This window comes from Actinopolymorpha rutila (assembly GCF_013407855.1).
GTDB lineage: Bacteria > Actinomycetota > Actinomycetes > Propionibacteriales > Actinopolymorphaceae > Actinopolymorpha > Actinopolymorpha rutila.
Genome location: NZ_JACBZH010000001.1, coordinates 6,601,574 through 6,626,188 on the forward strand (window position 1 = coordinate 6,601,574; position 24,615 = coordinate 6,626,188).

The window sequence follows — 24,615 nt, forward strand, 5'->3', positions numbered from 1 at the left end:
GCGTTGCGCACAAGCCTCAGTCGATCCTTGAGAGAGTCCTTCACGCCTATTCCCTCTTCTCGTAGAAGCAGTCACCACAATTGACGTGCAGCCGTAGCTGGGCACGCCTGATTCCGTACAAGCAGAATTCAAGTTGACGGTCGCGACTACTCCCGAACCGAAAGTGTGACAAAGGACGGCACTACTGTTGGGACCGCCAACTTCTGAGGCAGAACAATACGTCGGACAGATCGTACGTCGACCCGATTGCGACTGCGGCCGGATCCCATGGATGGCCAGTCCTGGCCTTTTGGCTGTTCGGCTTACAGGAGACACGACTCCTGCTACGCGGAGCCCTTTCCAGTTACAGGCACTGTGGCGCCGGCCGGGCCACCAGGTCCACAAGCATCCGAGCTACCTCTGGCCGGACGGGGCAGTGCGCCGCTTCGGGACCGGCCGGTGAGGGCAGGAGAGGTGATTGATCGTTCCGCCGTCGAACGCGTCCTCACGGCGAACCGCTACCTCGTTCTCGGCACGGCCGACGAGACCGGGAACCCGTGGGTCTCCCCCGTCTTCTACGCGTCCCTCGACTCCGACCACGTGGTCTGGGTGTCGTCCCCGGACAGCCGACACTCCCGCAACATCGCCAGCCGGGCCGCGGTCGCGATCACGGTGTTCGACTCCACCGGGGCCGGGTGGGTGCAGGTCGTCCCGGCCATGACTCAAGCCGTACGCCGGTCGAACTCCAGGACGTCCAGCCCGAGTGCGAACCCGGCCGACCGCGGGTCACGTCCCACCACCACCGCCTCGAGTACGTGCGGGCCCTCGGAGAGAACGCGGTCGGGCAGCGTGAGCGTCTGCCGGGCGAGGGCCGGGCGGTAGGTGTCCACGGGCGGGCCGACTGCCTCCCCGTCGACCGACAGGAGGTACTGCCCGCCGTCGCGGTCCTTGCTCACCGTCAAGGCCATGGACCACGGACCGGCGCGGTCGAGGTCGAAGGTGGCGCGGAACCGGTCGCCCGGTCCCGACGAGTCAACCAGGAGCTGAGCGTCGCCGGACCACTTGCAGCCGTTCATTCCCTGGTTGGGCTGCGTCGTGAGCCCACCGGACGCCTCGGCGACGGACAGCAGGGACTCCGCCTCGACACAGAACGACTCGCCGTCGCGCAGCGCCCGCACGATCCGGCCGGGGTAGTCGGTCACCACCCCGTCGATCCCGTACGGCACCATCCCGAGGACATCGGCCGCCGTACTCGTGTTGAGCAGGACGCCGAGCCCGAGCTTGTGCAGGCGTTCCACCTGGTCCTGCGGGAAGCTCGGCTGCCCGGTGCCGATGAAGTCGGCGTACCCCGCGATCTCCTCGAGTTCGGCCAGCGGCGAGTGCGCGCGCACGACCAGCGCGCCGACGGTCGCCTCCGGGCGAAGGTGTCGGTAGCGAGCCGCGTGGTCGCGTTCGATCGAACCGATCACGACCTGCGGCACGGAGGCGCCGGAGCCGACCAGGTGCCGGTCGAGTGCCGCCGCCACCTCGCCCGCGAGGTCGTCCTCCTCGCTCGGCCGCTTCAGCTCGAGCAGCAGCCCGGTGCGACTCCCCCGGACCAGGTCGAGCGCCTCCCGCAGCGTCGGGATGCGCTGACCGGCGAAGCGTTCGTCGTTCCACGAGCCCGCGTCGAGCCGGCGGAGCTCGTCGAGGGTGAAGTCGCGAGGTCGCCAGGGTGAGCGCCCGGGAAAGACCTGCACTGCGTCGGTCGTGCGGAGCAGGTCGGCGTCGTGGAAGAGCACGAGTTCGCCGTCGGCTGTTCGTCGTACGTCGGTCTCGATGAAATCAGCGCCCTGATCCAGGGCGGCCGAGAACGCCGCCAGGGTGTTCTCGGGAGCGTCACCCGACGCGCCGCGGTGCGCGATGACCACCGGGCACGTGCCGGGGTCCAGGCGTCCCGTCCACCTGCGCATCCGGACCTCCCGTCGGCCGACCTGTGAGTCCATCGCTGCAGCATAGGCTGACGACCGCGGACGGGGTTCAGTCCGCGAACTGCTCCTTGAGCCCGGACCCGCTGCTGGGGCAGAGTCGGCCCGATGCGGATCTCGTTCAACGACGGCTGGTCCTACCGTGCGCCGGCCAGTCCGTTCGCCGTTCTGGAGGCCGGGCAGGCCGCACCGGTGTCGGTGGTGCTGCCGCACGACGCCCTGCGGGACACCGAGCGGACACCCGATGCGCCCTCCAGGGGAGCGTCCGCGTACTACCCGCCGGGCAACTTCACCTACCTGAAGTCGTTCGACGTTCCGCCCGACTGGTCCGGGAAGGTCGTCTCCCTGGAGATCCAGGGCGCGTACGCCCATCCGATGGTGTTCTGCAACGAGGAGTACGCCGGGAACAGGGCGAACGGCTACACCAGGTTCGTCGTCGAGCTCACACCGTACCTCCGGGTGGGCGAACGCAACGAGCTCCGTGTCGAGGTGCGGTCCGGCCAGGACTCCCGCTGGTACTCCGGAGCCGGCCTGCACCGCCCGGTGATGCTGCACGTCACCGAACCCGTGCACGTCGGCCCCGACGGAATCCGGGTCACGACCCTGGACGTCGATCCGGACCAGGCGGTGGTGGAGGTGGCGACCCGCGTCACCAACCGCGGCCTGACCACCGCCCACGTCACGCTCGGCACCACCGTGCTCGACCCCGACACCCGACCGGTCGACGCCGACGAGGTGCCGGTGACCGTGCCACCCGGTGAGACGTGCCTCGTCCGCCGGCGCTGCTACCTGCCCGACCCGGTGCTGTGGAGCGTCGACCGGCCCGCCCTTTACAGCGTGCGTACGTCGATCGGGTCGTCCGGCGACGACCGGGAGACCACCTTCGGCGTCCGGACCGTGCGGGTCGACCCCCGCCACGGCCTGCGGATCAACGGCGAGCCGGTGCTGCTGCGCGGTGCGTGCATCCACCACGACAACGGCCCGCTCGGCGCCGCCGCCGTCGGCCGGGCCGAGGAACGCCGGATCGAACTCCTCAAGGCGGCCGGGTTCAACGCGATCAGAGCCGCCCACAACCCGGTGTCCGTGGCGATGCTCGACGCCTGCGACCGGCTCGGGATGCTGGTCATGGACGAGGCGTTCGACATGTGGGTTCGCGGCAAGACGCCGTACGACTACGCACTGGACTTCCCGCAGTGGTACGAGTCCGACCTGGCTGCCATGGTCGCAAAGGACTACAACCACCCGAGCGTGGTCATGTACTCGCTCGGCAACGAGATCGCCGAGGTCGGCACCCCACACGGCGCCGTCCTCGCCCGCCGGATGGCCGAGGTGGTCCGCGCCGAGGACCCCACCCGGCCGGTCACGAACGGCGTCAACTCGGCGCTGGTCGTCCTCGACGAACTCGCCGACCGGCTACGCGAGCAACCGGCCGGGCTGAACGAGATGATCGACGACGCGATGAACACGCTGTCCACCGGCGAGAACGTCACCCGTCGCACGGCGGAGTCCCACTCGGTGCTCGACGTCGTCGGCCTCAACTACGCCGAGGCCCGTTACGCCATGGACCGTGAGCTGTTCCCGCACCGGGTCATCGTCGGCTCGGAGACCTTCCCCTCCCGGATCGGCCGGCTGTGGCCCATGGTCGAGCAGCACTCCCACGTCATCGGCGACTTCACCTGGACCGGCTGGGACTACCTCGGCGAGGTCGGTATCGGCGCCACGACGTACGCGGAGGACACCACGGCCGTCGCCGCGCTCGAGCGCGAGTTCCCCTTTCTCACCGCCTGGTGCGGCGACCTGGACATCACCGGCCACCGGCGCCCGGTGTCCTACTACCGCGAGATCGTCTACGGGCTGCGCCACGAGCCGTACCTCGCCGTGCGGCGGCCCGAGCACCACGGTCACTCCGTCACGCTGCAGTCGCCGTGGGCGTGGAGCGACTCGGTGAGCTCGTGGACCTGGCCCGGGTACGAAGGACAGCCGGTGACCGTGGAGGTCTACGCCGACGCCGACGAGGTCGCGTTGTTCCTCGACGGCACCGAGGTCGGCCGGAGCCCGGTCGGTGACTGGCGCCCGAAGGTCGCCGTGGTCGAGACGACGTTCCGGCCGGGCACGCTGGTCGCGGTCGCCTACGCCGACGGTACGGAGGTGGGGCATACCAGCCTCTCGACCGCGACCGGCCCGGTGCGGCTGACGGCGGCCGCGGACCGGACCGAACTGCGGTACGACGGGACCGACCTGGCGTACGTCAGTCTCGCACTCACCGACCACGAGGGGCGGCTGGTGTCCGGGCAGGACCGGCCGGTCACGGTCGAGGTGTCCGGCGCCGGCACGCTGGCCGGGATGTGCAGCGCCAACCCCAGGACCGCCGAGCGGTTCGCCGACCACACCTGGCGCACCTTCGACGGCCGTGCCCTCGCTGTCGTACGCCCCACCGCGGAAGGCCCCATCACCGTCACCGCGACCACCGAGGGCTGCGCTCCGGTCGAGGTTGCCCTGCACGCCTAGCGATCGAGGCCGAACGCTCCGTCGGCGATCGCCGGCACCGGTCGGAGCCCAGCACATCGGGGGCGGTTTCGGAGGCAGATCTCCGAAACTTCCCCGGCGACGGCTGGTTTCCCGTTTTGCCAGCGCGCCCTGTCTCCTCGTGTTTTGATCGGTGATCATCTCGGCATCTCGGGGGGAGACGTCGTGCGTGTCCAATCGCTCTCGTCTGCACTCGGTGGTCCACGCCATCGGGCTGTAGGACTGCTACTCGCGATGTGCCTGGGCGTGGCATCGCTGCTCTTCCTGTCGACGCCGCGTGCAGCCGCCGCGCCGTGCGATCCGCCGGTGCTCAACCCGGTCGCCTGTGAGAACACCCAGGCGGGCTCCACCGACTGGGACGTGTCGAGTCCCGACAGCGCGGCGCTGCAGGGTTTCTCCACCGACATCAGCGTGAACCGCGGCTCGACCATCGGGTTCAAGGTCGACACCGCGCTGACGTACACGATCAACATCTACCGGATGGGCTACTACGGCGGCGCGGGTGCCCGCAAGGTCACCAGCATCGCGAACGTCGCACCGACCAACCAGCCCAACTGCAACAAGGACACCGCGACCGGCCTGATCGACTGCGGCAACTGGTCGACCAGCGCGACCTGGGCCGTCCCGTCGACCGCGGTGTCCGGCATCTACTTCGCCGAGTTGAAGTCCGGCACGACCCGCGGCCACATCGTGTTCGTGGTCCGCGACGACGCAAGCCGCTCCGACCTGTACTTCCAGACCTCCGACACCACCTGGCAGGCGTACAACGCGTACGGCGGCAACAGCCTCTACGTCGGCGGCCCCGCCAACCGCGCCTACAAGGTCAGCTACAACCGCCCGTTCAACACCAACAGCGGCGACACCTTCCACGACTTCGTGTGGAACGCGGAGTATCCGATGGTCCGCTTCCTCGAGGCCAACGGGTACGACGTGAGCTACGAGACCGGGGTCGACACCGACCGGTACGGCTCACTGATCAAGCAGCACAAGGCCTTCATGTCGGTGGGCCACGACGAGTACTGGTCGGGCCAGCAGCGCACGAACGTCGAGGCGGCCCGCGACGCCGGCGTGAACCTGGCGTTCTTCAGCGGCAACGAGATCTTCTGGAAGACGCGGTACGAGAACAACTACCGGACGCTGGTCACCTACAAGGAGACCCACGCCAACGCGACGATCGACCCGCTCGACCCCACGGTGTGGACCGGTACCTGGCGTGACCCGCGGTTCAGCCCGCCCGCTGACGGCGGCCGGCCGGAGAACAGCCTCAGCGGCACGATGTTCATGGTCAACTGCTGTGCCACCGACATGCACGTCGGTGGTGCCGACGCGAAGCTGCGGTTCTGGCGCAACACCAAGGTGGCCAACCTCGCCGCCGGCGCCACCACGACGCTCGGGCACGGGATTCTCGGCTACGAGTGGGACGAGAGCCCGGACAACGGGTCCCAGCCCGACGGGCTGATCCACCTCTCCACCGACACCCACGACGTCTCCAGCTACCTGCAGGACTACGGCTCGTCGTACGCGTCGGGCACCGCCACCCACCACCTCTCGCTGTACCGCGCACGCAGCGGGGCGCTGGTGTTCGGCGCCGGAAGCATCCAGTGGGCGTGGGGTCTGGACGACACCCACTGGAGCGACGTCTCGGGCGCCACGTCCGACCCGGCGGTCAAGCAGGCGACCGTCAACCTCTTCGCCGACATGGGCGCCCAGCCGGCGACGTTGCAGACCGGACTGGTCGCGGCCACCCAGTCCACCGACACCACACCTCCCAGTACGACGATCACCTCACCGGCGGCCGGTGCGACTGTTCCGGTCGGCCAGCCGGTCACCATCAGCGGTACGTCCTCGGACACCGGTGGGGGCGTGGTCGCGGGAGTCGAGGTCTCCGTCGACGGCGGCGTGTCCTGGCACCCGGCCACCGGCCGCGGGTCCTGGTCGTACACGTTCACACCGACCGTCAGCACGGACCTCGCGGTGATGGCCCGGGCGACCGACGACAGCGCACGGATGGAGACGCCCGCTCCGGCGCGCACGGTGACCGTCGGCAACGGGTCTCCGCCTCCGGTCAGCTGCCCGTGCACCATCTGGCCGAGTTCCACGGTGCCGGCCGTGGCGGCGGAGTCCGACTCCGCCGGAGTCGAGGTCGGGGTCAGGTTCCGTACGACCAAGGCCGGGACGATCACCGGCATCCGGTTCTACAAGGGTTCGGGGAACACCGGCACCCACGTGGGGTCACTGTGGACCTCCGGCGGGGCCAAGCTGGCATCGGTCACCTTCAGCGGTGAGTCCGCCTCGGGCTGGCAGCAGGCCAACTTCGCGAACCCGGTGACCGTCGCCGCCAACACCACGTACGTGGCGTCGTACTACGCGCCGAACGGTCACTACGCGATCTCCGAAGACTACTTCGCCACGGGGGTGGCCCGCGGCCCGCTGACCGCGCTGGCGGACAACGCCGACGGCCCGAACGGGGTCTACAGCTACGGCACCGGCGGGTTCCCCGGCCAGGGATACCGATCGACCAGCTACTGGGTGGACGTGGTCTTCGACGACGGTGGCGGCGCCTCGGACACCACGCCACCGACGATCACGGCGCGCACCCCGGCGGCGGGCGCGTCGAACGTCGCCACCAACACCACGGTGACGGCCGCCTTCAGCGAGCCGATCCAGGATTCGACCGCGCGGGTCAGCGTCGCCCCGGCGAGCGGCACGGCGGTGGCCGGGACGACGTCCTACAACGCCACGGCGCAGACGGTCACCTTCACGCCAAATGCGTCACTGAGCAACAGCACCTCCTACACGGTCACGGTGTCCGGCGCCAAGGACAGCGCGGGCAACACGATGAGCCAGGACAGCTGGACGTTCACCACGGCCGCCCCGTCAAGCAGCGGTTGCCCGTGCACGATCTGGGCCGGCACCGCGACTCCGGGAACCCCGGACGAGGCGGACGCCGGCTCGGTCGAGTTGGGCGTGAAGTTCCGTACCAGCCAGGCAGGGTTCGTCACCGGGATCAGGTTCTACAAGGGCCCCGGGAACACCGGCACCCACACCGGAACACTGTGGAGCCGGACCGGCACGAAGCTCGCGACGGCCACCTTCACCGGCGAGTCCGGTGGCGGATGGCAGCAGGTCAACTTCGCCAGCCCGGTGGCCGTCTCGGCGAACACCACGTACGTCGCGTCGTACTTCACCACCGCGGGCCACTACTCCGTCGACGAGAACTACTTCGCATCCGCGACCACGCGAGGCCCGCTGACGGCTCTGAGGAACGGCACCGACGGCGTGAACGGTGTCTACCGCTACGGCGCCAGCGCATTCCCGAACTCCGGCTACCTGTCCAGCAACTACTGGGTCGACGTGGTCTTCACGACCAGCTGACTCATACCAACTGATTCAGACGAACTGATCAGAGTCGGGGGGCTCGATGTCAGTAATCTCCGGGGGCTACCCGGCCCGCGTCTCGCGGCGCCGGGTTGCCCTGGTGCTCGCGTTCGCCCTGCTGCTCGGCATTCTGGGCAGCCTGTCCACCCAGAGTGCGCGGGCGGCGACCTGCCCGTGCACGATCTTCGGCTCACAGACGCCCGGAACGCTCGCCGAGGCGGACACCGTTCCGGTGGAGCTGGGCGTGAAGTTCCGTGCCGACCAGGACGGGTTCATCACCGGGATCCGGTTCTACAAGGGCCCGGGGAACACCGGCACGCACACCGGTTCACTGTGGAACGCCGCCGGCACCCGGCTCGCGACGGTGACGTTCACCGGCGAGTCAACCTCCGGTTGGCAGCAGGCGAACTTCGCCACGCCGGTGACGGTCACCGCCAACACCACCTACGTCGCCTCCTACTACGCGCCGGTCGGGCGATACTCAGCCGACGTCGGGTACTTCGCGTCCGGGAGCACCGTGAACTCCCCGCTGACGGCCCTGCAGGACGGTGGCGACGGAGGCAACGGTGTCTACCGTTACGGCACCGGCGGCGGCTTTCCCAACAGCACGTTCCAGTCGACGAACTACTGGGTCGACGTCGTCTTCAACCCCAGCGGGACCGACACCACCAAGCCGACGGTGACCGACCGACTGCCCGCCAGTGGGTCCACCGGCGTCCCGGTCGGGACGTCGGTGTCGGCGACCTTCGGCGAGAGCGTCCAGCAGACGAGCATCAACTTCACTCTGACCGGAGCGAGCGCCGTCCCGGCGACCCTGAACTACAACTCGACCACGCGGACGGCCACCCTCACCCCCAACGCACCGCTCGCCACCTCGACCACGTACACAGCCAGTCTCAGCGGCGCCCAGGACCAGTCCGGGAACGTGATGGACACGATCACCTGGACGTTCACCACCGCCGCGACTACCTCCGGCTGTCCATGCACGCTGTGGCCGAACACCACCACCCCGGCTACGGCCGCGACCGCGGACAACTCTGCCGTCGAGGTCGGCGTCAAGTTCCGGGCCGGCCAGGACGGCTTCGTCACCGGCATCCGCTTCTACAAGGGTTCCGGCAACACCGGCACGCACGTGGGCAGCCTGTGGACCCGCACCGGTACCAAGCTCGCCTCGGTCACGTTCACCGGCGAGACGGCGACCGGATGGCAGCAGGCGACCTTCGCCTCGCCCGTACCGGTGACCGCCGGAACGACCTACGTCGCTTCCTACTTCGCACCAGTGGGGCGGTACGCCAACAACAGCGGCTACTTCGCGAACACCGCGACGTCACGTGGTCCGCTGACCGCCCTTCGCAACGGCACCGACGGCCTCAACGGCCTCTACAAGTACGGCGCGAGCGGGTTTCCGACGAACGGCTTCCAGTCGACCAACTACTGGGTCGACGTAGTGTTCGACACCAGCGCCACCGACACGACCGCACCCTCGGTGGTGTCCATGGCCCCCGCTGACGCAGCGACCGGAGTCGCGGTGTCCACCCCGGTCACGGCGACGTTCTCCGAGGACGTGAGCGCCGCCACCATGACGCTGACCGGCCCGAACGGCGCCGTGGTGCCGGCGGCCTTCAGCTACGACACACAGAGCCTGACGGCGACCCTGACCCCGAACGCAGCGCTGGCCGCCTCGACGAGCTACACGGTCTCGGTCAGCGGGGCCAAGGATGCCGCCGGCAACACGATGACGCCGGCGACCTGGTCCTTCGCGACCGGTGCACCTCCGCCGCCGGGCATCGCTCAAGGTCCGGGAGGACCGATCGCGGTCGTCACGAGTTCGGGCAACCCGTACTCCAAGTATCTCGCCGAGATCCTGCGCACCGAGGGGCTCAACGAGTTCGCCACGATCGACGTGTCCACACTGTCGGCTTCGAAGCTGGCCTCGTACGACGTGGTGGTGCTCGGTGCGGTGACCGTCGACTCCGACCAGGCGGCGACCCTGTCCACCTGGGTCAACGGAGGCGGCAACCTGATCGCGATGAAGCCGAGCAGCACGCTGTCCGGTCTGCTCGGGCTCACCCCCGCGGGTGGTTCGGTGGACGACGGATACCTCAAGGTCGACACCACGACGGCGCCGGGCTCGGGCATCGTCTCCGACACGATCCAGTTCCATGGTTCGGCCGACCGGTACACCCTCTCCGGTGCCCAGTCGATCGCGACGCTCTACTCCAACGCGACTACGGCGACGAGCAATCCGGCCGTCACTCTGCAGGGCGTCGGCAGCAACGGTGGAGAAGCGGCCGCCTTCACCTACGACCTGCCCCGGTCGATCGTCGCCATGCGTCAGGGCAACCAGGCCTGGGCAGGGCAGGAACGCGATCGTCAATCGCCGATCCGATCCGATGACATGTTCTTCGGTGGCAGCTCACCGGATTGGGTCAACCTGAGCAAGGTGGCGATTCCGCAGGCCGACGAGCAGCAACGGCTGCTGACCAACCTGATCGAGGTGATGAACCGGGAGAAGAAGCCGTTGCCACGGTTCTGGTACTTCCCGCGCGGGCTCAAGGCTGTGATCGTCGGTACCGGTGACGACCACGGCAACGGCGGAACTCCGGGCCGCTTCGACCAACTGCTCGCCAACAGTCCCGCGAACTGTTCCGTGATCGACTGGACCTGCTATCGGTACAGCTCGTACGTCTATCCGAACACTCCGCGCCTGACCAACTCGGCCGCGGTCTCGTACACCAACCAGGGTTTCGAGGTCGGTGTCCACGAGACGACGAACTGCGGCGACTTCACGCCCACGTCGCTGGCGAACAACTACGCCAATGACCTGTCGGCCTGGCGGAGCAACTACCCGGGTCTCCCGTCACCGGTCAGCAACCGAACTCACTGCATCGCGTGGAGTGACTGGGCGTCGCAACCGAAGACCGAGCTCGCCAACGGCATGCGGATGGACGGCAACTACTACTACTGGCCCGGCAGTTGGATCCAGGACCGGCCAGGGTTCATGTCGGGATCCGGCATGCCCATGCGGTTCGTCGACACCGACGGAAGCATGATCGACGTCTACCAGGCGGTCACCCAGATGACCGACGAGTCGGATCAGACCTACCCGTTCACGGTCGACCAGCTGCTGGACAACGCGACCGGACCCCTCGGGTACTACGGCGCCTTCACGGCCAACATGCACACCGACGCTCCGACCGAGCCGCAGAGCGACGCGCTGATCTCCTCGGCGCGAAGTCACAACGTGCCGATCGTCAGCGGTAAGCAGATGGTCACCTGGCTGGACGGGCGCAACGCCTCCGCGTTCGGGAACATCACCTGGAGCGGCAACACGCTGAGCTTCACCGTCACCGGCGGGACCGGCTCGAACGAGCTGACCGGGATGCTGCCCACCGCCGGTCCCGGTGGGTCCGTGCTGAGCGCGGTCTCCAGGGCCGGCAGCGGGGTCGACTACACCACCAGCACCGTCAAGGGCCTGGAGTACGCGTCGTTCCGCGCGGCCGACGGCTCCTACACGGCCACCTATTCGGCACCTGCCGCCGGCGCGATGGCGTTCTCCGCCCTGAGTGTCGACAACGGCGCGGCGACCGCCGAGCAAAGCGCCACGGCGTCCTGGACGACGTCTCGAGTGGCGACCAGCGAAGTCGCGATCGGCACGTCCCCGAGCGCCCTGAACACCAAGGTCAAGATCGGTGACGCCACCCGGAAGCACAGGCTCGAGACGCGGCGGCTGAAGCCCGGCACGAAGTACTACTACCGGGTCACCTCGACCGACCTGAAGGGCCAGTCGGGCACCTATCCGGCGGCGGACAAGGCGCCGGCCACCTTCACAACGCCGACGAGGGACACCAGGGCCCCCAAGGTCACGTCGGCGCGGGTGACTCCCCTTCCCGGCGGGACGGCGACCGTCCGGTGGACCACCGACGAACCGTCGACCGCGGTGGTCCAGGTGGGCACCAGCAAGGGGAACCTCGAGCCGGTTGCCCGGGCGGACGAGCTTGCCACCGACCACGCCCTGGTACTGACCGGCCTCGACCCCGGCAGGACGTACCTGATCAACGGCCTGTCGACCGACGCCGCCGGAAACCAGGGCCAGTCCGGCACCCTGAAGTTCGTCACGCCGGCCTGGGGCGTCAGCGAGCAGAGTGCGCCGTCGTTCAGGCGGGGCTCGCTAGGCGGAGACGCGAACGTCGACGATCAGGATACGCTCGGCCGGGTCACCCTGGCCGGTGACTCGAGCACGGCGAGGTCCGGCACCTTCGTCTCCGGTTTGCTGGACACCCAGGCGATGGTCGTCTGGGACCGGGCGGTCTGGGACGGCACCATCCCGAAGGGCGCCACGGCGGCGCTGCTGGTGCGGACCGGCAGCACTTCCAGCCCGGACGCGACCTGGACGGACTGGACCAGGGTGCCGGCCGACGGACGGATCGACGGCGCGTCGCGCTACCTGCAGTACCGCGTCCAGTTCACCGCCGGGGCCGGTGCGAAGGCCCCGTCGCTGTGGGCCGTCGGCTTCTCCCACAACGCCGACGCTCCACCCGAGGACGCTGAAGGGCCCTGACGGACCCTGACGGACCCTGACGGACCCTGAATGACGCTGAACCGCGAGTGACACAGAACGGGGGACTGGTGGGAGCCGGGCGATGCCCGAGTCCTGCCAGCCCCTCGCTGTGTCGCCGTGGTCGTCGCGCTCAGTGGTGGTGCTTCCTGGCGGGCTTCCCGTGCCTGCGATGCCGCATGGCGGCGATGCCCGCGACGCCGAGCCCGACGGCGACGGCCGCAACTGCGGGTGGCTTTACATGCATGCCGATTCCCCCTTACTCAGTACGCATCTTCCCGGTACGCAGCTTCTCCATTTCCCGTCCGTGAACGGAGAGGGCGTAGATGACGAGAATGTCGACGGCGATCATCACCAGCGACCAGAACGGGAATGCCGCGAGCGTCAGGAAGTTCGCGAACATACTCAGGGCCGCCAGGCAGATACCGACGTAGCGCGCCCACCGCTGACCCGCGAGCACCGCCAGGCCGGTCAGCACCAGCAGCACGGCGAGCCCGATGTGGACCCATCCCCACGCGGTGTAGTTGAAGGCAACGACGAGTCCGGAGGACGGAACGACGAAGTACGTCGTACTGAACAGGGCGGTCAGGCCCCAGATCCCCTCGAACACGCCTACCACGATCAGCACCGCACCCGCATACGTGATCCAGCCGAGCCCGCCGGCACCGGCCGGTCGTACCTCCTCGGCTTCGGCAGGCCTCTGCCCTGCCGGTGCTTCCGCGCGCGATGTTGTGACCTCACCGGGCCGGGCCTGCTCTGGTACCTCTGCCCGCTTTTCCTGTGCCCCGGCGCCGGTGTCGCGCTGTCCCATGTCAGTCATGGCACAACCCCCATTACCTCGTCCCTTCCAATGGATCGGAAGGTCCTCCACAACGCTACTCCGAGGCGGGGTCATCCCCCACCGGGCGAAATCCCTTTAGCTCACGCAAAACTGCGAAAGCTTGGCATTTCCGGTGGGCAACGACAATGTCAAGGTCACCTTGCACACGTCGCCGCGGACCTGGCCGAAGCCGAGGACGCTCTGCGGCTGGGCAGCTACGTCGGCGGCACAGTCGTCTTCGCCGACGGCGGTGAGCTCAGCACCCTGCCCGGCCGAGAAAGGCTAGATTTTCTGCCGACAACGTGTCGGATCTGGCGCGGGGCGTTCGTAGTAGGGCTGAGAGGCGGCCAGAGGTGGCCGCCGGAGCAAGGAGTCGTGACATGCCGCGGTACCTCATCTCGTTCGACAACGCCGCGCCGGACCTCCCCGAGGAGGACCTGCCCGACGTGGCCAAGGCCGCTCAGGCGGTCCGCGAGGAGGCCACGGAGGCCGGAGTGTTCGTCTTCGCCGGCGAGCTGGACTACGCCGTGAAACCCATCGTGGTCGCCACCGACGGGATGGTCACCGACGGTCCGTACCCGGAGAGCAAGGAACTCCTCGGCGGCATCACCATCGTCGAGGTGACCAGCTGGGAGGCGGCGCTGGAGTGGGGCGGAAAGATCGCGGTCGGCTGCCGCACTCCGCAGAAGGTCCGTGCGTTCAGGCGAGGCAGGGACGAGCCTGCGCGATACCTGATCTCGTTCGACAACGGCGACATGAAGTTCCCCACCACCGAGGACTGGGTCGCGGTGGGCGAGACCTCCCACGCAGTGATCCAGGAGGCCATGGACGCCGGCGTGTACATCTACGCAGGCGGACTCGACTACGCCCCGGAGGACCCCGCCGACACGCCGGCGTGGGTCGGCGCGGTGGCCGCGGACGGGACGGTCACCGACGGCCCGCACCCGAAGGCCAAGGAGCCCGTAGGCGGCCTCACCATGGTCAAGGTACCCACCCCGGAAGAGGCGCTGGAGTGGGCCGGGAAGATCGCGGTCGCCTCCCGCCGTGCGCAGTACGTCCGCATGTTCATGCCCGACCCGGCCGTCGACTGAGATCGCGTTGGCAGCGCGGCAGGACTTCGATGCGCCGGGTCCCGACGACCCGGCGCGGATCCTCTGCGTACCAAATCCGTTGCGTTGGCGCCGGCGGACGACGCTACTGTGCGCCAGGTGAAGCCGAAACCGCCCTCCGTCCCCTTGTTCCTGGTCACCGGCGCACCAGGAGTAGGCAAGACGACGCTCCTGCCCGAGCTTGTCAGGCTCGGGCAGGGCCTGGTGGTGATCGACCTGGACGAGCTACTCGAGGACGGCGCCCTGCTCGGCGTGCCGATCGCCTTCCCGGACGCGGCGCCGAACTGGCCGGCGTACAACCGAATGTGGGATCGCATCGTCCACATCGTCCGACGGGCGGGCCATCCGGTGCTCCTGCTCGGTCCTACACCGTCACCGGAGGAGGTGGCCACGACGGCGGATCAGGACGGACCCGTGCACTGGGCCCTCCTCGACTGCGCCGAACCCCTCAGGCGTGCCCGCCTCCGGACGCGTGGTTGGCCGACGGAGTGGATCGAGGACGCCGTGCTCGACGCGGCTCAGACCCGAGAGTTCGTCCCCACCGTCATCACGACTGACGACGAGGACTCGGAGAAGCTCGCGCTACGAATTCTCTCGTGGGCCAGGACCGTCGACGATTCTTCCGCGGAAGAATCCGCCCGGTCCAGGTCAGCAACCTGAAGGTCAGGACGCCTTCGGCGCGGTGTCGGTAGCGAGCTGCGCGGCACGTTGGTGGGAGATCCCAAGGAGTTGCCCGATGTCGCGTAGCGGCAGGCCTGCGTCGACGAGTTCGCGCACTGCCGCCCGGGCCTCCTCCGCAGCCTGGGACTTCGCAAGGTCGCTTGGGCTAAGCAGAGCGCTACGGGCGTCCGGGTCGAGTCGCCAACCGCACTGCGCGGCGACTCGACCCGGCTCCCGTACGGCAGCTACTCGGGGTTTACCAGGCGGGGTTCTCGGGGCCGTCGCCGAAGTCCGGGATCGGCAGCCGGGCGCCGTCCTGGCGAGCCGACTCGAGCGCGATCACGCCCGGCAGCGTGAACCTGGCCGCCTTCCAGGCGTTCACCGGCGGCTGCGTCTTGGTCGTCACCGCGCGGACGAAGTCGTCGGCGAGGAAGTGGTGCGAGCCCTCGTGACCGTTGTGCGCGCCCTCGAACTCCTTGGGCAGCCGGCTGCGGTCCTGCACCTTGGCGTTGCCGGAGGCGAAGCTCTGCATCAGTGCCGGGTCGACGTCACCGAACCCCTCGGGCACCTGACCGCCGCGGGTGTAGAAGAGGTCGCTGATGTCGAGGGTGTCGCCCTTGCGGTAGTCCTCGCCCTCGGTCTTGACGCTCCAGGTGGCGCCGTGGCCGGTCTGCTCCATCACCGAGTCGGTGCCGTAGAAGCGGAACCGGGACTCGTGCCCCTTCCAGTAGCCGACCCGGCGGAACTCGTTGGTGCGCATCGCGCCGCCGTCGGCGAGGTGGAACAACGCGCTCATGTTCGAGAAGTCGTTGCCCCACAGCGACACGTTCTTGTCGAACACGCCGTCGCCGCGGTCGTCGTGGATGCCGATGCAGCTGACGCTGGTGGCGTACGTCGGGAGCGCGCCGAGGACACCGCCGATGGCGTGCGTCGGGTAGAGCATGGGCGGGTAGCTGGCGGTCTTCTTCCATTCGTCGCCACCGCTGTACTGGTAGGCGGCGTAGAAGCCGTTGTCCATGTCGTGGACGTAGTCGCCCTCGGAGTAGAACACCCGCCCGAACGCACCTTCGGTCACCTTGCCCCGGGCCCAGACGACGGCCGGGTTGTAGTAGCTGGTCTCGCCCATCATGTAGATCAGGCCGGTCTCGGTGACCTTGTCGATGATCGCCTTGATCTCGTCGACGGAGATCGCCATCGGCACCGCGGAGTAGACGTTCTTGCCCGCCTCCAGCGCCTGCAGCACCAGCGGGCCGTGGGTCCAGCGCTGCGTCATGACAGCCACCGAGTCCACCTCGTCGGAGGCCAGCATCTCCTCGGCATCGTTGAAGATGCCGGCCAGGTCGTACTTCTCCTGGTGCTCCTTTGCACGCTCCGGAACGACGTCACAGGCGTAGACCGCCTCGACGTCGGGATGCTTCTGCCACAACGAGATGAAACTGCGAGCGAACTGCCCGGTACCGATGACGCCGATCTTCATGTAGATCATCCTTGCCGCTGGTCTTGATCGTGTTCGAGCGGGGGACCGCCCTGCCGGGTTCACACCGACGCGCTTCGTACGTTCTGCGAATCGTGTCAATGTTCCCAGGTCCGGCCCGCGCCCCTCTCGATCGCTGGGCACTGACGGCCGCAGAAGTCCGGAGTCGGACTCGAGGGGACCGCCGACACCCGGTTGACCGCCCGGTTGACCGGCTGTCGCGCGCCCCTCAGGTCACGGAGAGGTACCCGGCACGGTACGTCGCGTGAACGACGACCGCGCCGGGTACCGGTCGCAGCTCAGGGCGTGACGCCGAAGCCCGCGAGGAACGCCAGGTCGTCGGGCTGGTCGATGCGGTACTCGTCGTCGGTTCCGGTGCAGTTCGGACTGACACCGAACGACGTGACCGCGACGACCGTGTTCGCGCCGCGGAACGTCGGCCCGCCCGAGTCGCCGAAGCAGGTGCCGCCCTGGTGGACCTTGCCGTTGTTGTTGCTGAACCGTGCGGCCGTGCCGTACGGCAGCCCGAACAGGCCCCTCAGGGTGACGAGCTGGGTGCTTCCCTGCTCCCGGGTGTCGCCGCCGACGTCGCGGCCCGGCAGTACCTTGTTGAGGCCGTACCCGACGACGGTGAACAGGGCTTCGTGCCGCGGACCGGTCTGGAACTGGTCCAGGTAGCCCTGCGTGGGCAGTTTGCCGTACGTCGGCATCGAAACGGAGTCCTGCAGGTCGAGCACGCCGGCGTCGTGGAGGTAGAACGCGTCCGGGTCGAACTGCGGGTGCGGGTGGGACGTCGCGCGGTGCCAGCTGGGCGAGGAGTTCAGGGCGGCGGCCCAGTCGTGGTATCGCTGGGCGTTCTGGTCCCGGCCGTACGACGAGCTGGACTTGAGGATGCCGAAGTTCGGCTTCTCGTCGAAGTTGATCCACACGTCGTTGCCGCCCGACCCCGATCCGCCGTTGGCAGTGGTCGACGCGCCGTTCAGACCGACGGCGTACGTGCAGTGGCCGGCGGTCAGGGCGATGTGACCGTTCAGCAGCGTGCCCGAGCAGGTGAACCACGAGCCCGGATCGTCGAAGCGGCTGTCGGCCTCGTCAGGCACGTAGAACAGCAGTTCACCGACGAACGGGTGCCGCTGGCCGTCCGGGGTGCCGCGGGTGATCGCCTGCGCGGGCACGGTGCCCGCGATCACGGCGAGGACCGATGCCACGGCAACGAGCAGGATTCTGATGCGCATCCGGGCTCCCTCTGTCAGGTGCGTGGTGCCGCATGTGGTCGCGCATATGGTGCACCCAGATCGGCGCAAGGGGATAGACCCGAAGCGCGGCGCGTCGCCGTCAGGGGCGGAGCGGACGGAAGTACTCGCACGGCGGCCCGGCCACCTCGGCGATGGCCCGGAGCAGGACCCCGTCGCCCACCGGCGACCGGCCGGGCACCAGATCGGTGAGCGGCGCGGTACCAAGACCGGGCGCGTAGGCGTCCAACGCGGCCAGCTTGGCGGCACCTGCCTCGGGGGACCATTCGGCCGCCATGACGTCGTCGGCCGACGTCCCGACGATCCTGGTCGTACCGATCTCACGGTCCGGCACCAGTCCGGACAGGCGCTCGCGGGCGGTGACGACGTCCTCGGAGCGGACGCAGCCGCCGAGCGTCAGGGCCGGGACACCGGTGCGTCCCAGGAGGTCAAGTGCCCGCTGGACGGCTTCGTGTGCGCGCACGTGGTCGGGGTGGCCGGTCACCCCGTCGGCGTCGACCGTGACAAGGACGTCCGGCCGGTAGTCCGTCACCAGGTGCCTGACCGCCTCCGCGATCTCGTCCGGGTCACCGGCGGCCAGCGAACCCGGCCCCGCGTCACCGAGGTCGCGCCAGCGGCCAGGGCCAACGACACCGAACTGGCGCACGCCGAGCGCGGTGCATGCGGAGGCGTACCTCGAGAGTCCAGCCGCGGCCGCTGCCTCGAGGGCGCCGCGATCGGACCTGTCCTGCGCGGCGCGTGCCGGCCCCACTCCGATCGCACCGGCCTCGCCGGCCGTGAGGGTCGCGAGGCGTACGTCGCCTCCGGCCGCGGCACACGCGGCGAACGTCGCGCCCCCGAAGAACGTCTCGTCGTCGGGGTGGGCGAACACGCCGAGCACCTTCCGCCCAGTCACCAGCGCACTCAGGTCAGCGAACAAATCGGCCATCACGGCAGGCTAGAGCCCCACCATTCGGCGCGTTCGACGGCGGAGAGGCGGCGACCCGGACGGGCCGGAGCCGTCGAGCGCGACGGCCGACTTGACCGAGGCGACCAGACCGGGCAACGTCGGCCGCGGACTTCGGGGGAACCTCCTCTGTACGAAGGACGACGGGTCGTGGACTCGTCCACACACCTCGGATAGCTGGATGAATCGGACCCTCCGCATCGTTATCGCCGCAGCCGTCGGCATCCTCGTCGTCACCGGCGGCATCGTGGCGGCGCTGGGCGCAGGCCGTGACCACTTCCGGACAGCGGACCCCACTGCCACCGCCACGCCGTCGCACGCGGCGAGCCGCACACCGACGCCCAGGGCGTCGTCGCCCACGGCCACACCGAAGCCGTCGGTCACCCGGGGAGGGTCGCCGTTCACAGGTCTGCCGATGGGCGGAAGTGCTCCGAAGCGCGTCCTCGCGGTGAAGATCGACAACGTGCCCGCGGCCCGGCCCGCCACCGGCCTGTCCCGAGCGGACATCGTCTACGTCGAGCCGGTCGAAGGCGGACTGGCCCGGATCCTCGCCGTCTTCTCCTCCAGGGTGCCGGCGGCTCTCGGACCCGTGCGGAGTGCGCGGGAGTCCGACATCGAGTTGCTGCGCCAGTACGGGCGGCCGGCGTTCGCCTACTCCGGTGCGAACTCCACGGTGCTCTCGCGGCTTGCGAAAGCTCCGGCGTACGACGTGTCGCCGGCGCACGCCGGCTCGGCGTACTTCCGTGGCAGTTCGCGGCCGGCCCCGCACAACCTGTACGCCAGACCCGGTCAACTGCTGGCTCGGGCACCGAAGGCGAGCACCGCGCGCGACATCGGCTTCCGGTTCGGCGGCCGGCCTGCGGGTGGCCGGGCCGTGGCCACGCATCGCGTCAGCTACCCGTCGTTCCGCGCCGACTTCCGCTGGTCGGCGAAGCAGCACCGCTGGCGGGTGTCGATGGACGGCACGCCGCTGCGGGCCACCGACGGTGCGCCTCCCACCCCCGCGACGGTCGTCGTGCAGTACGCCAACGTTCGCCGTTCGGCGCTGAAGGACTCGGCGGGCAACTACTCGCCGTACACCGAGACCGTCGGCTCCGGCCGCGCGCTGGTGCTGAGGGACGGCCGTGCGTACGACGCCCGCTGGTCGCGGCCGCGTGCTGCCGCGGGTACGCGTTTCACCACGAACTCGGGCCGGCCGATGACCTTCGCGCCGGGACAGACCTGGGTGGTGTTCGCTCCCAGGTGACGCTTGCGGCCCTTACGCGGTGGCCGTCAGTCCCAGACCTGGGCGTACTTCTCGAAGGTCCCCGGATCACTGTGCAGCGGGATCACGCACAGGAGGTGGCCGCCGGGCGCCCGCAGGATTCGGCAGTTGAGCCACCGGTTGACTTCGACGGCCCCGAGGTCAGTCAGCCGCGCGGTCTCGGCGTCCACGTCGTCGGTCTCGATGTCCAGGTGGTAGCGAGCCTGGTCATCGACCGCCTGGATCGCCATCACGAGTCCTGGGAACGCCTCGCGCAGACTGGTGAACTGCTCCTCGCCCGGGACCGGCCGTGCCGGAACTCCCAGCGCCGCAGACCAGAAGCCGGCCGCAGCAGGCACCTCGTCGCGGGGTACGTCGATGAGAAGTGTCGAGAATCGGCTCCGATGCACGGCGGCACTGTAACGCCTGCTTGTCCGGTTCGTCCCAGGCTGAGTGCGGCCGGCTTTCGTCGGCTGTGCAGGTCCTACGCCGACGGGTGGAAGATGGAGGCGTTGGCATTCGTGTCGTGCCGAAAGAAGGTCCGGGATGTACGATTCCGGTGCACTTGAGGCGCTGAGCCAGGAGGAGTGCCGTCACCTGCTTCGCGAGACGAAGATCGGCCGGTTCGTGTTCTGGGACCGGACCCATTACGCCGTCCACCCGGTGCGATACATCTGTGAGAACGACGCCCGGATCGTGTTCCGGACCGAGCACGGGGCCAAGGTGGAGGTCGGGGCCCAACGCCAGGACGTGAGCGTGGAGATCGACCACATCGATCCGATCAACGGGCACGGCTGGAGTGTTGTGGCCAGCGGTCCGGCAAGCCACGTCACCGATCCCTTCCAGGTCGAGCACGTTCTCAGTGAGCTCCCGCAGCCCTGGGCGTCCGACGAGGGCAGGGAGGTCGTGTGCGTCTACGTCGACTTCCTCGAAGGCCGGCGGTTCCAGGCGCCCCCGTTCGTGCCGTAGTGACGTACAACGAGACCGCTGGTCGGCAGGTCCGGCAGTCTGGTCGTACGAAGCGTCAGAACCCGGTTGGCAGGTGGGGCGTTCCCCCCGGCACGTGTCAACCGCCCCTTGGCAACCGGGCAACCGGGCGGCTGGGCGGTCAGCCTCGATCCGGCCGAGCAGGCAGACCAGCCGGAGTCGAGTTCTCGGTGACGAGCAGTTCGGCCTCGACCTCGCCGTGGATGATCTGTCCGGTCGGCTGGAATCCGAGGCGACGGTAGAAGTCCTCCGGGCCGTGCTCGTCGGGAACCCACCGCACGCTCAGCCGCTGACCTCCTCGGCGGAGCACCTCCCTGCAGACGGCCTCCACCGCGAACCGGCCGTACCCTCGTCGCTGGTGGTCCGCGGCGATGTTCAACCGCCAGATGCCGCATCGCTTCGGCGCGGTCTCCGCATCGAAGGCGGCCATCACGAACCCCACCAGCTGGTCGCCGTCACAGACCACGCGCGGCCAGGCCTTCTCGCCGTGGACGTAAGCCTCGGCCAGCGACCAGGCCACCGGCGCCACCATGTCCCTCTGCTCCGGCCGAACCCGGAGCCGGCACGCCTCGCCGACGTTCTCCGGAGTGACCGTCACCAACCGCAGACCTGAAGCCATGCGGGCACCTTATGTAGCCGGTGAACGTCGTCAAGGCCGGTTCCGCGTCCGTGGACATGCTCGACCCATCTACCCCTGGTAACGTCACGTCCCCGCGCCCAAACCGGGTGGCTGCGCGGCGACGCAGGAGGCAGTTGTGCTCATCAATGGAATCATCACCGCCGTTGTCGTCGGCGCCATCCTCGGCGCCCTGGGACGTCTCGTGGTGCCCGGGAAGCAGAGGATCGGCTGCCTGCTCACGGTCGGCATCGGGATTCTCGCAGCCCTCCTCGGCACCGTCGTCGCCCGAGCTCTCCACGTCGCGCACACCCCCGGCATCAACTGGATCCAGCTCGCGATCCAGGTCGGATTCGCTGCCGTCGGCGTGGCGCTGGTGGCGGGAACAACAAGGCGCCGCTGAACCAGCGGGCAGCGAGGCGGCCGGTAAGCCATCAACCCTCGCAAACCTCGCCGTCAGGGCATTCTCGTCACGACGAGCCGTGGTTCGAGCTGCGAGACGTGGGCGTCGCGCGGGAGACTGACAGCCCCGGACGAGGAGACCTACCGCTCATGACCGACGACAGCACCCGCCTCGCCGTCCTGATCGACGCCGACAACACCTCCTCGAAGCTGATCAAGGAGATGTTCGAGGAGCTCGCCGGCTACGGGACCATCACCGTGAAACGGGCCTACGGCGACTGGACCAACCCCCACCTGACCAACTGGCGCGACGTACTTCTCGGCAACGCCATCGCGCCGCAGCAGCAGTTCGCCTACACCTACGGCAAGAACGCGACCGACTCGGCGCTGATCATCGACGCCATGGACCTGCTGTACTCCGGCAACGTCGAGGGCTTCGCCATCGTCTCCAGTGACAGCGACTTCACCCCACTGGCCACCCGCCTGCGCGAGTCCGGCAAGCGGGTCATCGGCGTCGGGGGACGCAAGACACCGAAGGCGTTCGTCGAGGCGTGTGAGAAGTTCGTGTTCCTCGAGGTTCTCTCCGGCGAGCAGACCACGCCCGAGTCGACCACCGAGGCGACGAAGGCCGACCAGCCGCGTCCTATCCAGAGCGTCCTGACCAAGGCACTGAACAGGGTCGACACCGATGACGACGACTGGGCTTCCCTCAGCGCGCTCGGCAACCACCTGAACCGCACCGACCCGGCGTTCGACTCGCGCACCTACGGGTTCGCCAAACTGAGCGAACTCGTCAAGGCGCAACCGTTCCTCGAGACCAAGACAGTCGTCGGGACAGGCGGCCGGGGCAGGTTGTGGCTGCGTCTGAAGGGACGTCGCCCTGCCGAGGAGAAGCCGGTGGCGCCTGAGGCGGTGAAGAAGACCGTCAAGAAGGCGGCCGCGAAGAAGGCCACCAAGGAGGCCGCCAAGAAGACGGCGAAGAAGGCCGCGTCGAAGACGGCGAAGAAGGCTCCGGGTCGATCCTCTGCGTGATCGCATCGCACCGCGACAAAGGCCGCGAGGGACGATGATGGACGACGACGAGTTCTACCGGTGGTACGGCCCGTGGGAGAGCCTGTCCCCGCCCGAGGTTGCCGCCGACGGGTGCGAGCAGTTGTGGGTACGCCGGGACGGCGCCGGCCCGTGGCTTGCCGACCTCGGGCTCACTCCGCACGACGGCACGACCTGGATCTCCAAACGGGACGAACGCATCCGGCTGCCGTTCGATCGGGCCACCTTCGTGGCGACGGACGGGATCCGCTATCTGCGGCCCGAGGTGTCTCTGCACATGAAGGCGAAACTCCTTCGCTCCAAGGACGATGTCGACCTGGACAGCACTCTGCCGCTCCTGCGTCCCGAAGACGTCGACTGGCTACGTGGGACGATCGCGCTCACCCAACCGGACCACCCCTGGCTGGCCGTCCTCGATCAGCGCCGTTCCACGATTCGGCGCGGTTCACCTCCGCACGTAGAGCGATGAGCCTGCGCGGGGACTGGTACCAGATCTCTGAGTTCTTCCGGCCGAGGATTCCAGTCCCGGTACGGAAGAAGGGCAATTCGCCAAGCGATACGGAACGTCCAGAAGATGTTCCAGAGCGGGATGAGAAGGAACAAGCAGTCGCGTCCCATGTCGTGGCAGGGAGACCAGCGGGACACCGCAATTCGCGGGGAGTGGTTTCGTTCGTCCTCAGTCGGTGGCCAGGGAAAGAGGACCTCGTTCGAGAACCTCGGCGAGACGTCGACTAGTAGCGGCGAGAGCCTCCTGGTTCTTGGTCCACACGTTCCAGCCCAGGTGGGTGAAGCCGATGTGCAGCTCGTAGCAGTGGTGCCGGGTGGCGGCATCGACCAGGGCACCGGATTCGGCCCGCACGCCGGGGTCCCGCAACAGCCCGGACAGCGGGTCGGCAGCGGCGATCCCCGGATGCCACGGCGCCCAGAAGCTGCACCAGGCGGCGTCGAAGAGGAAGTCGCCGCGCACCGAGCACTTCCAGGACAGCACGGCCTCGATCCGCTGCGCGTCCGGGCTCACCAGCACGTTGCCGTGCAGCAGGTCACTGTGTAGGAGGTCGCGACGCTCCGGGCAGGCGTCCACCAGATCCGTCACGCGCTTGGTCACCGCCGCGGACAGCGCGGCCAGCTCCCGGTCCTCGGCCAGGGCGGCACCCCATCCGTGCACCAGCTTGTCCGGGTCGTCAGCCAGGCCGGCAAGGAGGAACTCCCGCCAACTCTGGGTTGACGGGGGCTGGTGCCAGACCACCGGGGAGTCCGGGGCCGCCGGCGCTCGGTAGAGCGCGACGAGCAGACGGGTGAGGGTCGGGCTGATCGCGTCTGCCTGCTCGACCGGAGTGTCCTCCAGGAACCGCCCGTAGTGGCGTACCGAGATGGCGTACGCCCGTCCGGATGCGGTGGTGCCCACCTCCCTGACCTCCGGCACGGGCAGGTCCGGACCCGCGAACGCCATCGCCATCCGGTCGGCTTCGTACCAGCTCGCGTCCGGACCGAAGCGAACCACCAGCTCCTCGCCACCCGCGCGGTAAGCCCACGCCGAAGACCACGAGCCACCCGACAGCGGCTCCAAGTCCTCCGCGCCACCAGGCCGTCCCGCAAGGAATGCCTCTACCTCGTCCTGCTTCAGCTCGTCGACGCCCATCGCGCCAG

18 protein-coding genes and 1 pseudogene are annotated in these 24,615 nt (G+C 68.7%); 11 read left to right on the forward strand and 8 right to left on the reverse strand.

The features are described 5' to 3' along the window. Nucleotides 1-267: 267 nt before the first annotated feature. A pseudogene (locus F4554_RS34210) lies at nucleotides 268-627 on the forward strand (pyridoxamine 5'-phosphate oxidase family protein); the annotation flags it as partial. Nucleotides 628-701: 74 nt separating this feature from the next. On the opposite strand, the gene F4554_RS29685 reads toward F4554_RS34210, so the two are convergent. Continuing rightward, nucleotides 702-1,964 (reverse strand): glycerophosphodiester phosphodiesterase family protein, encoded by a 1,263-nt coding sequence (locus F4554_RS29685; RefSeq protein ID WP_179790901.1) that lies wholly within the window; start codon nucleotides 1,962-1,964, stop codon nucleotides 702-704. 90 nt (nucleotides 1,965-2,054) lie between these two features. On the opposite strand from F4554_RS29685, the gene F4554_RS29690 reads away from it, so the two are divergent. The 3 genes from F4554_RS29690 to F4554_RS29700 all read left to right on the forward strand — a co-directional run bounded on the left by F4554_RS29690 (nucleotide 2,055) and on the right by F4554_RS29700 (nucleotide 12,411). Continuing rightward, nucleotides 2,055-4,454 carry a glycoside hydrolase family 2 TIM barrel-domain containing protein gene (locus tag F4554_RS29690; protein WP_179790902.1) on the forward strand — a complete coding sequence of 800 codons (2,400 nt, stop codon included), beginning with the start codon at nucleotides 2,055-2,057 and terminating at the stop codon, nucleotides 4,452-4,454. A gap of 264 nt (nucleotides 4,455-4,718) precedes the next feature. Continuing rightward, on the forward strand, nucleotides 4,719-7,847 hold the full coding sequence (locus F4554_RS29695) for a DUF4082 domain-containing protein (protein ID WP_202889520.1): 3,129 nt from the start codon (nucleotides 4,719-4,721) through the stop codon (nucleotides 7,845-7,847). Between the two features lie 46 nt (nucleotides 7,848-7,893). Beyond that, on the forward strand, nucleotides 7,894-12,411 hold the full coding sequence (locus tag F4554_RS29700; RefSeq protein ID WP_179790904.1) for a DUF4082 domain-containing protein: 4,518 nt from the start codon (nucleotides 7,894-7,896) through the stop codon (nucleotides 12,409-12,411). Nucleotides 12,412-12,667: 256 nt separating this feature from the next. Here F4554_RS29700 and F4554_RS29705 read toward each other — a convergent pair whose 3' ends face one another. Then, nucleotides 12,668-13,228, reverse strand: a complete 561-nt coding sequence (locus F4554_RS29705; protein ID WP_179790905.1) for a DUF7144 family membrane protein — start codon at nucleotides 13,226-13,228, stop codon at nucleotides 12,668-12,670. Nucleotides 13,229-13,608: 380 nt separating this feature from the next. Here F4554_RS29705 and F4554_RS32755 point away from each other — a divergent pair, with 380 nt between their 5' ends. Both F4554_RS32755 and F4554_RS29715 read left to right on the forward strand, forming a co-directional pair. Further along, nucleotides 13,609-14,319, forward strand: coding sequence for a YciI family protein (locus F4554_RS32755; protein WP_179790906.1), 711 nt, complete (start codon nucleotides 13,609-13,611; stop codon nucleotides 14,317-14,319). Nucleotides 14,320-14,436: 117 nt separating this feature from the next. Next, the gene (locus F4554_RS29715; protein WP_337796251.1) at nucleotides 14,437-14,997 is read left to right on the forward strand and encodes a P-loop nucleotide/nucleoside kinase family protein; all 561 of its coding nucleotides are present in this window, start codon (nucleotides 14,437-14,439) and stop codon (nucleotides 14,995-14,997) included. A 256-nt stretch (nucleotides 14,998-15,253) separates the two neighbouring features. On the opposite strand, the gene F4554_RS29720 is transcribed toward F4554_RS29715, so the two are convergent. From F4554_RS29720 to F4554_RS29730, 3 genes are all read right to left on the reverse strand, one after another. After that, on the reverse strand, nucleotides 15,254-16,474 hold the full coding sequence (locus F4554_RS29720) for a Gfo/Idh/MocA family protein (RefSeq protein WP_179790907.1): 1,221 nt from the start codon (nucleotides 16,472-16,474) through the stop codon (nucleotides 15,254-15,256). A gap of 296 nt (nucleotides 16,475-16,770) precedes the next feature. After that, nucleotides 16,771-17,706 carry a trypsin-like serine protease gene (locus F4554_RS29725; protein WP_179790908.1) on the reverse strand — a complete coding sequence of 312 codons (936 nt, stop codon included), beginning with the start codon at nucleotides 17,704-17,706 and terminating at the stop codon, nucleotides 16,771-16,773. Nucleotides 17,707-17,806: 100 nt separating this feature from the next. Further along, nucleotides 17,807-18,652, reverse strand: a complete 846-nt coding sequence (locus F4554_RS29730) for a PIG-L family deacetylase (RefSeq protein WP_179790909.1) — start codon at nucleotides 18,650-18,652, stop codon at nucleotides 17,807-17,809. 199 nt (nucleotides 18,653-18,851) lie between these two features. Here F4554_RS29730 and F4554_RS29735 point away from each other — a divergent pair, with 199 nt between their 5' ends. After that, entirely contained in the window at nucleotides 18,852-19,916 is a 1,065-nt protein-coding gene (locus F4554_RS29735) for a DUF3048 domain-containing protein (protein WP_179790910.1), read from the forward strand. Between the two features lie 26 nt (nucleotides 19,917-19,942). Here the strand turns inward: F4554_RS29735 and F4554_RS29740 are convergent, their stop codons facing one another. Continuing rightward, on the reverse strand, nucleotides 19,943-20,323 hold the full coding sequence (locus F4554_RS29740) for a VOC family protein (protein WP_179790911.1): 381 nt from the start codon (nucleotides 20,321-20,323) through the stop codon (nucleotides 19,943-19,945). Nucleotides 20,324-20,459: 136 nt separating this feature from the next. On the opposite strand from F4554_RS29740, the gene F4554_RS29745 reads away from it, so the two are divergent. After that, nucleotides 20,460-20,882, forward strand: a complete 423-nt coding sequence (locus tag F4554_RS29745) for a pyridoxamine 5'-phosphate oxidase family protein (RefSeq protein ID WP_179790912.1) — start codon at nucleotides 20,460-20,462, stop codon at nucleotides 20,880-20,882. Between the two features lie 139 nt (nucleotides 20,883-21,021). On the opposite strand, the gene F4554_RS29750 is transcribed toward F4554_RS29745, so the two are convergent. After that, nucleotides 21,022-21,519, reverse strand: a complete 498-nt coding sequence (locus tag F4554_RS29750; protein WP_179790913.1) for a GNAT family N-acetyltransferase — start codon at nucleotides 21,517-21,519, stop codon at nucleotides 21,022-21,024. Between the two features lie 136 nt (nucleotides 21,520-21,655). On the opposite strand from F4554_RS29750, the gene F4554_RS29755 reads away from it, so the two are divergent. The 3 genes from F4554_RS29755 to F4554_RS29765 all read left to right on the forward strand — a co-directional run bounded on the left by F4554_RS29755 (nucleotide 21,656) and on the right by F4554_RS29765 (nucleotide 23,437). Continuing rightward, on the forward strand, nucleotides 21,656-21,919 hold the full coding sequence (locus F4554_RS29755; protein ID WP_179790914.1) for a GlsB/YeaQ/YmgE family stress response membrane protein: 264 nt from the start codon (nucleotides 21,656-21,658) through the stop codon (nucleotides 21,917-21,919). A gap of 149 nt (nucleotides 21,920-22,068) precedes the next feature. Then, complete coding sequence (locus F4554_RS29760) at nucleotides 22,069-22,950, forward strand: NYN domain-containing protein (RefSeq protein WP_179790915.1); 882 nt, start codon at nucleotides 22,069-22,071, stop codon at nucleotides 22,948-22,950. Nucleotides 22,951-22,984: 34 nt separating this feature from the next. Then, entirely contained in the window at nucleotides 22,985-23,437 is a 453-nt protein-coding gene (locus F4554_RS29765) for a hypothetical protein (RefSeq protein ID WP_179790916.1), read from the forward strand. 207 nt (nucleotides 23,438-23,644) lie between these two features. On the opposite strand, the gene F4554_RS29770 is transcribed toward F4554_RS29765, so the two are convergent. Next, nucleotides 23,645-24,607 (reverse strand): phosphotransferase family protein, encoded by a 963-nt coding sequence (locus tag F4554_RS29770; protein WP_179790917.1) that lies wholly within the window; start codon nucleotides 24,605-24,607, stop codon nucleotides 23,645-23,647. Nucleotides 24,608-24,615: the final 8 nt, after the last annotated feature.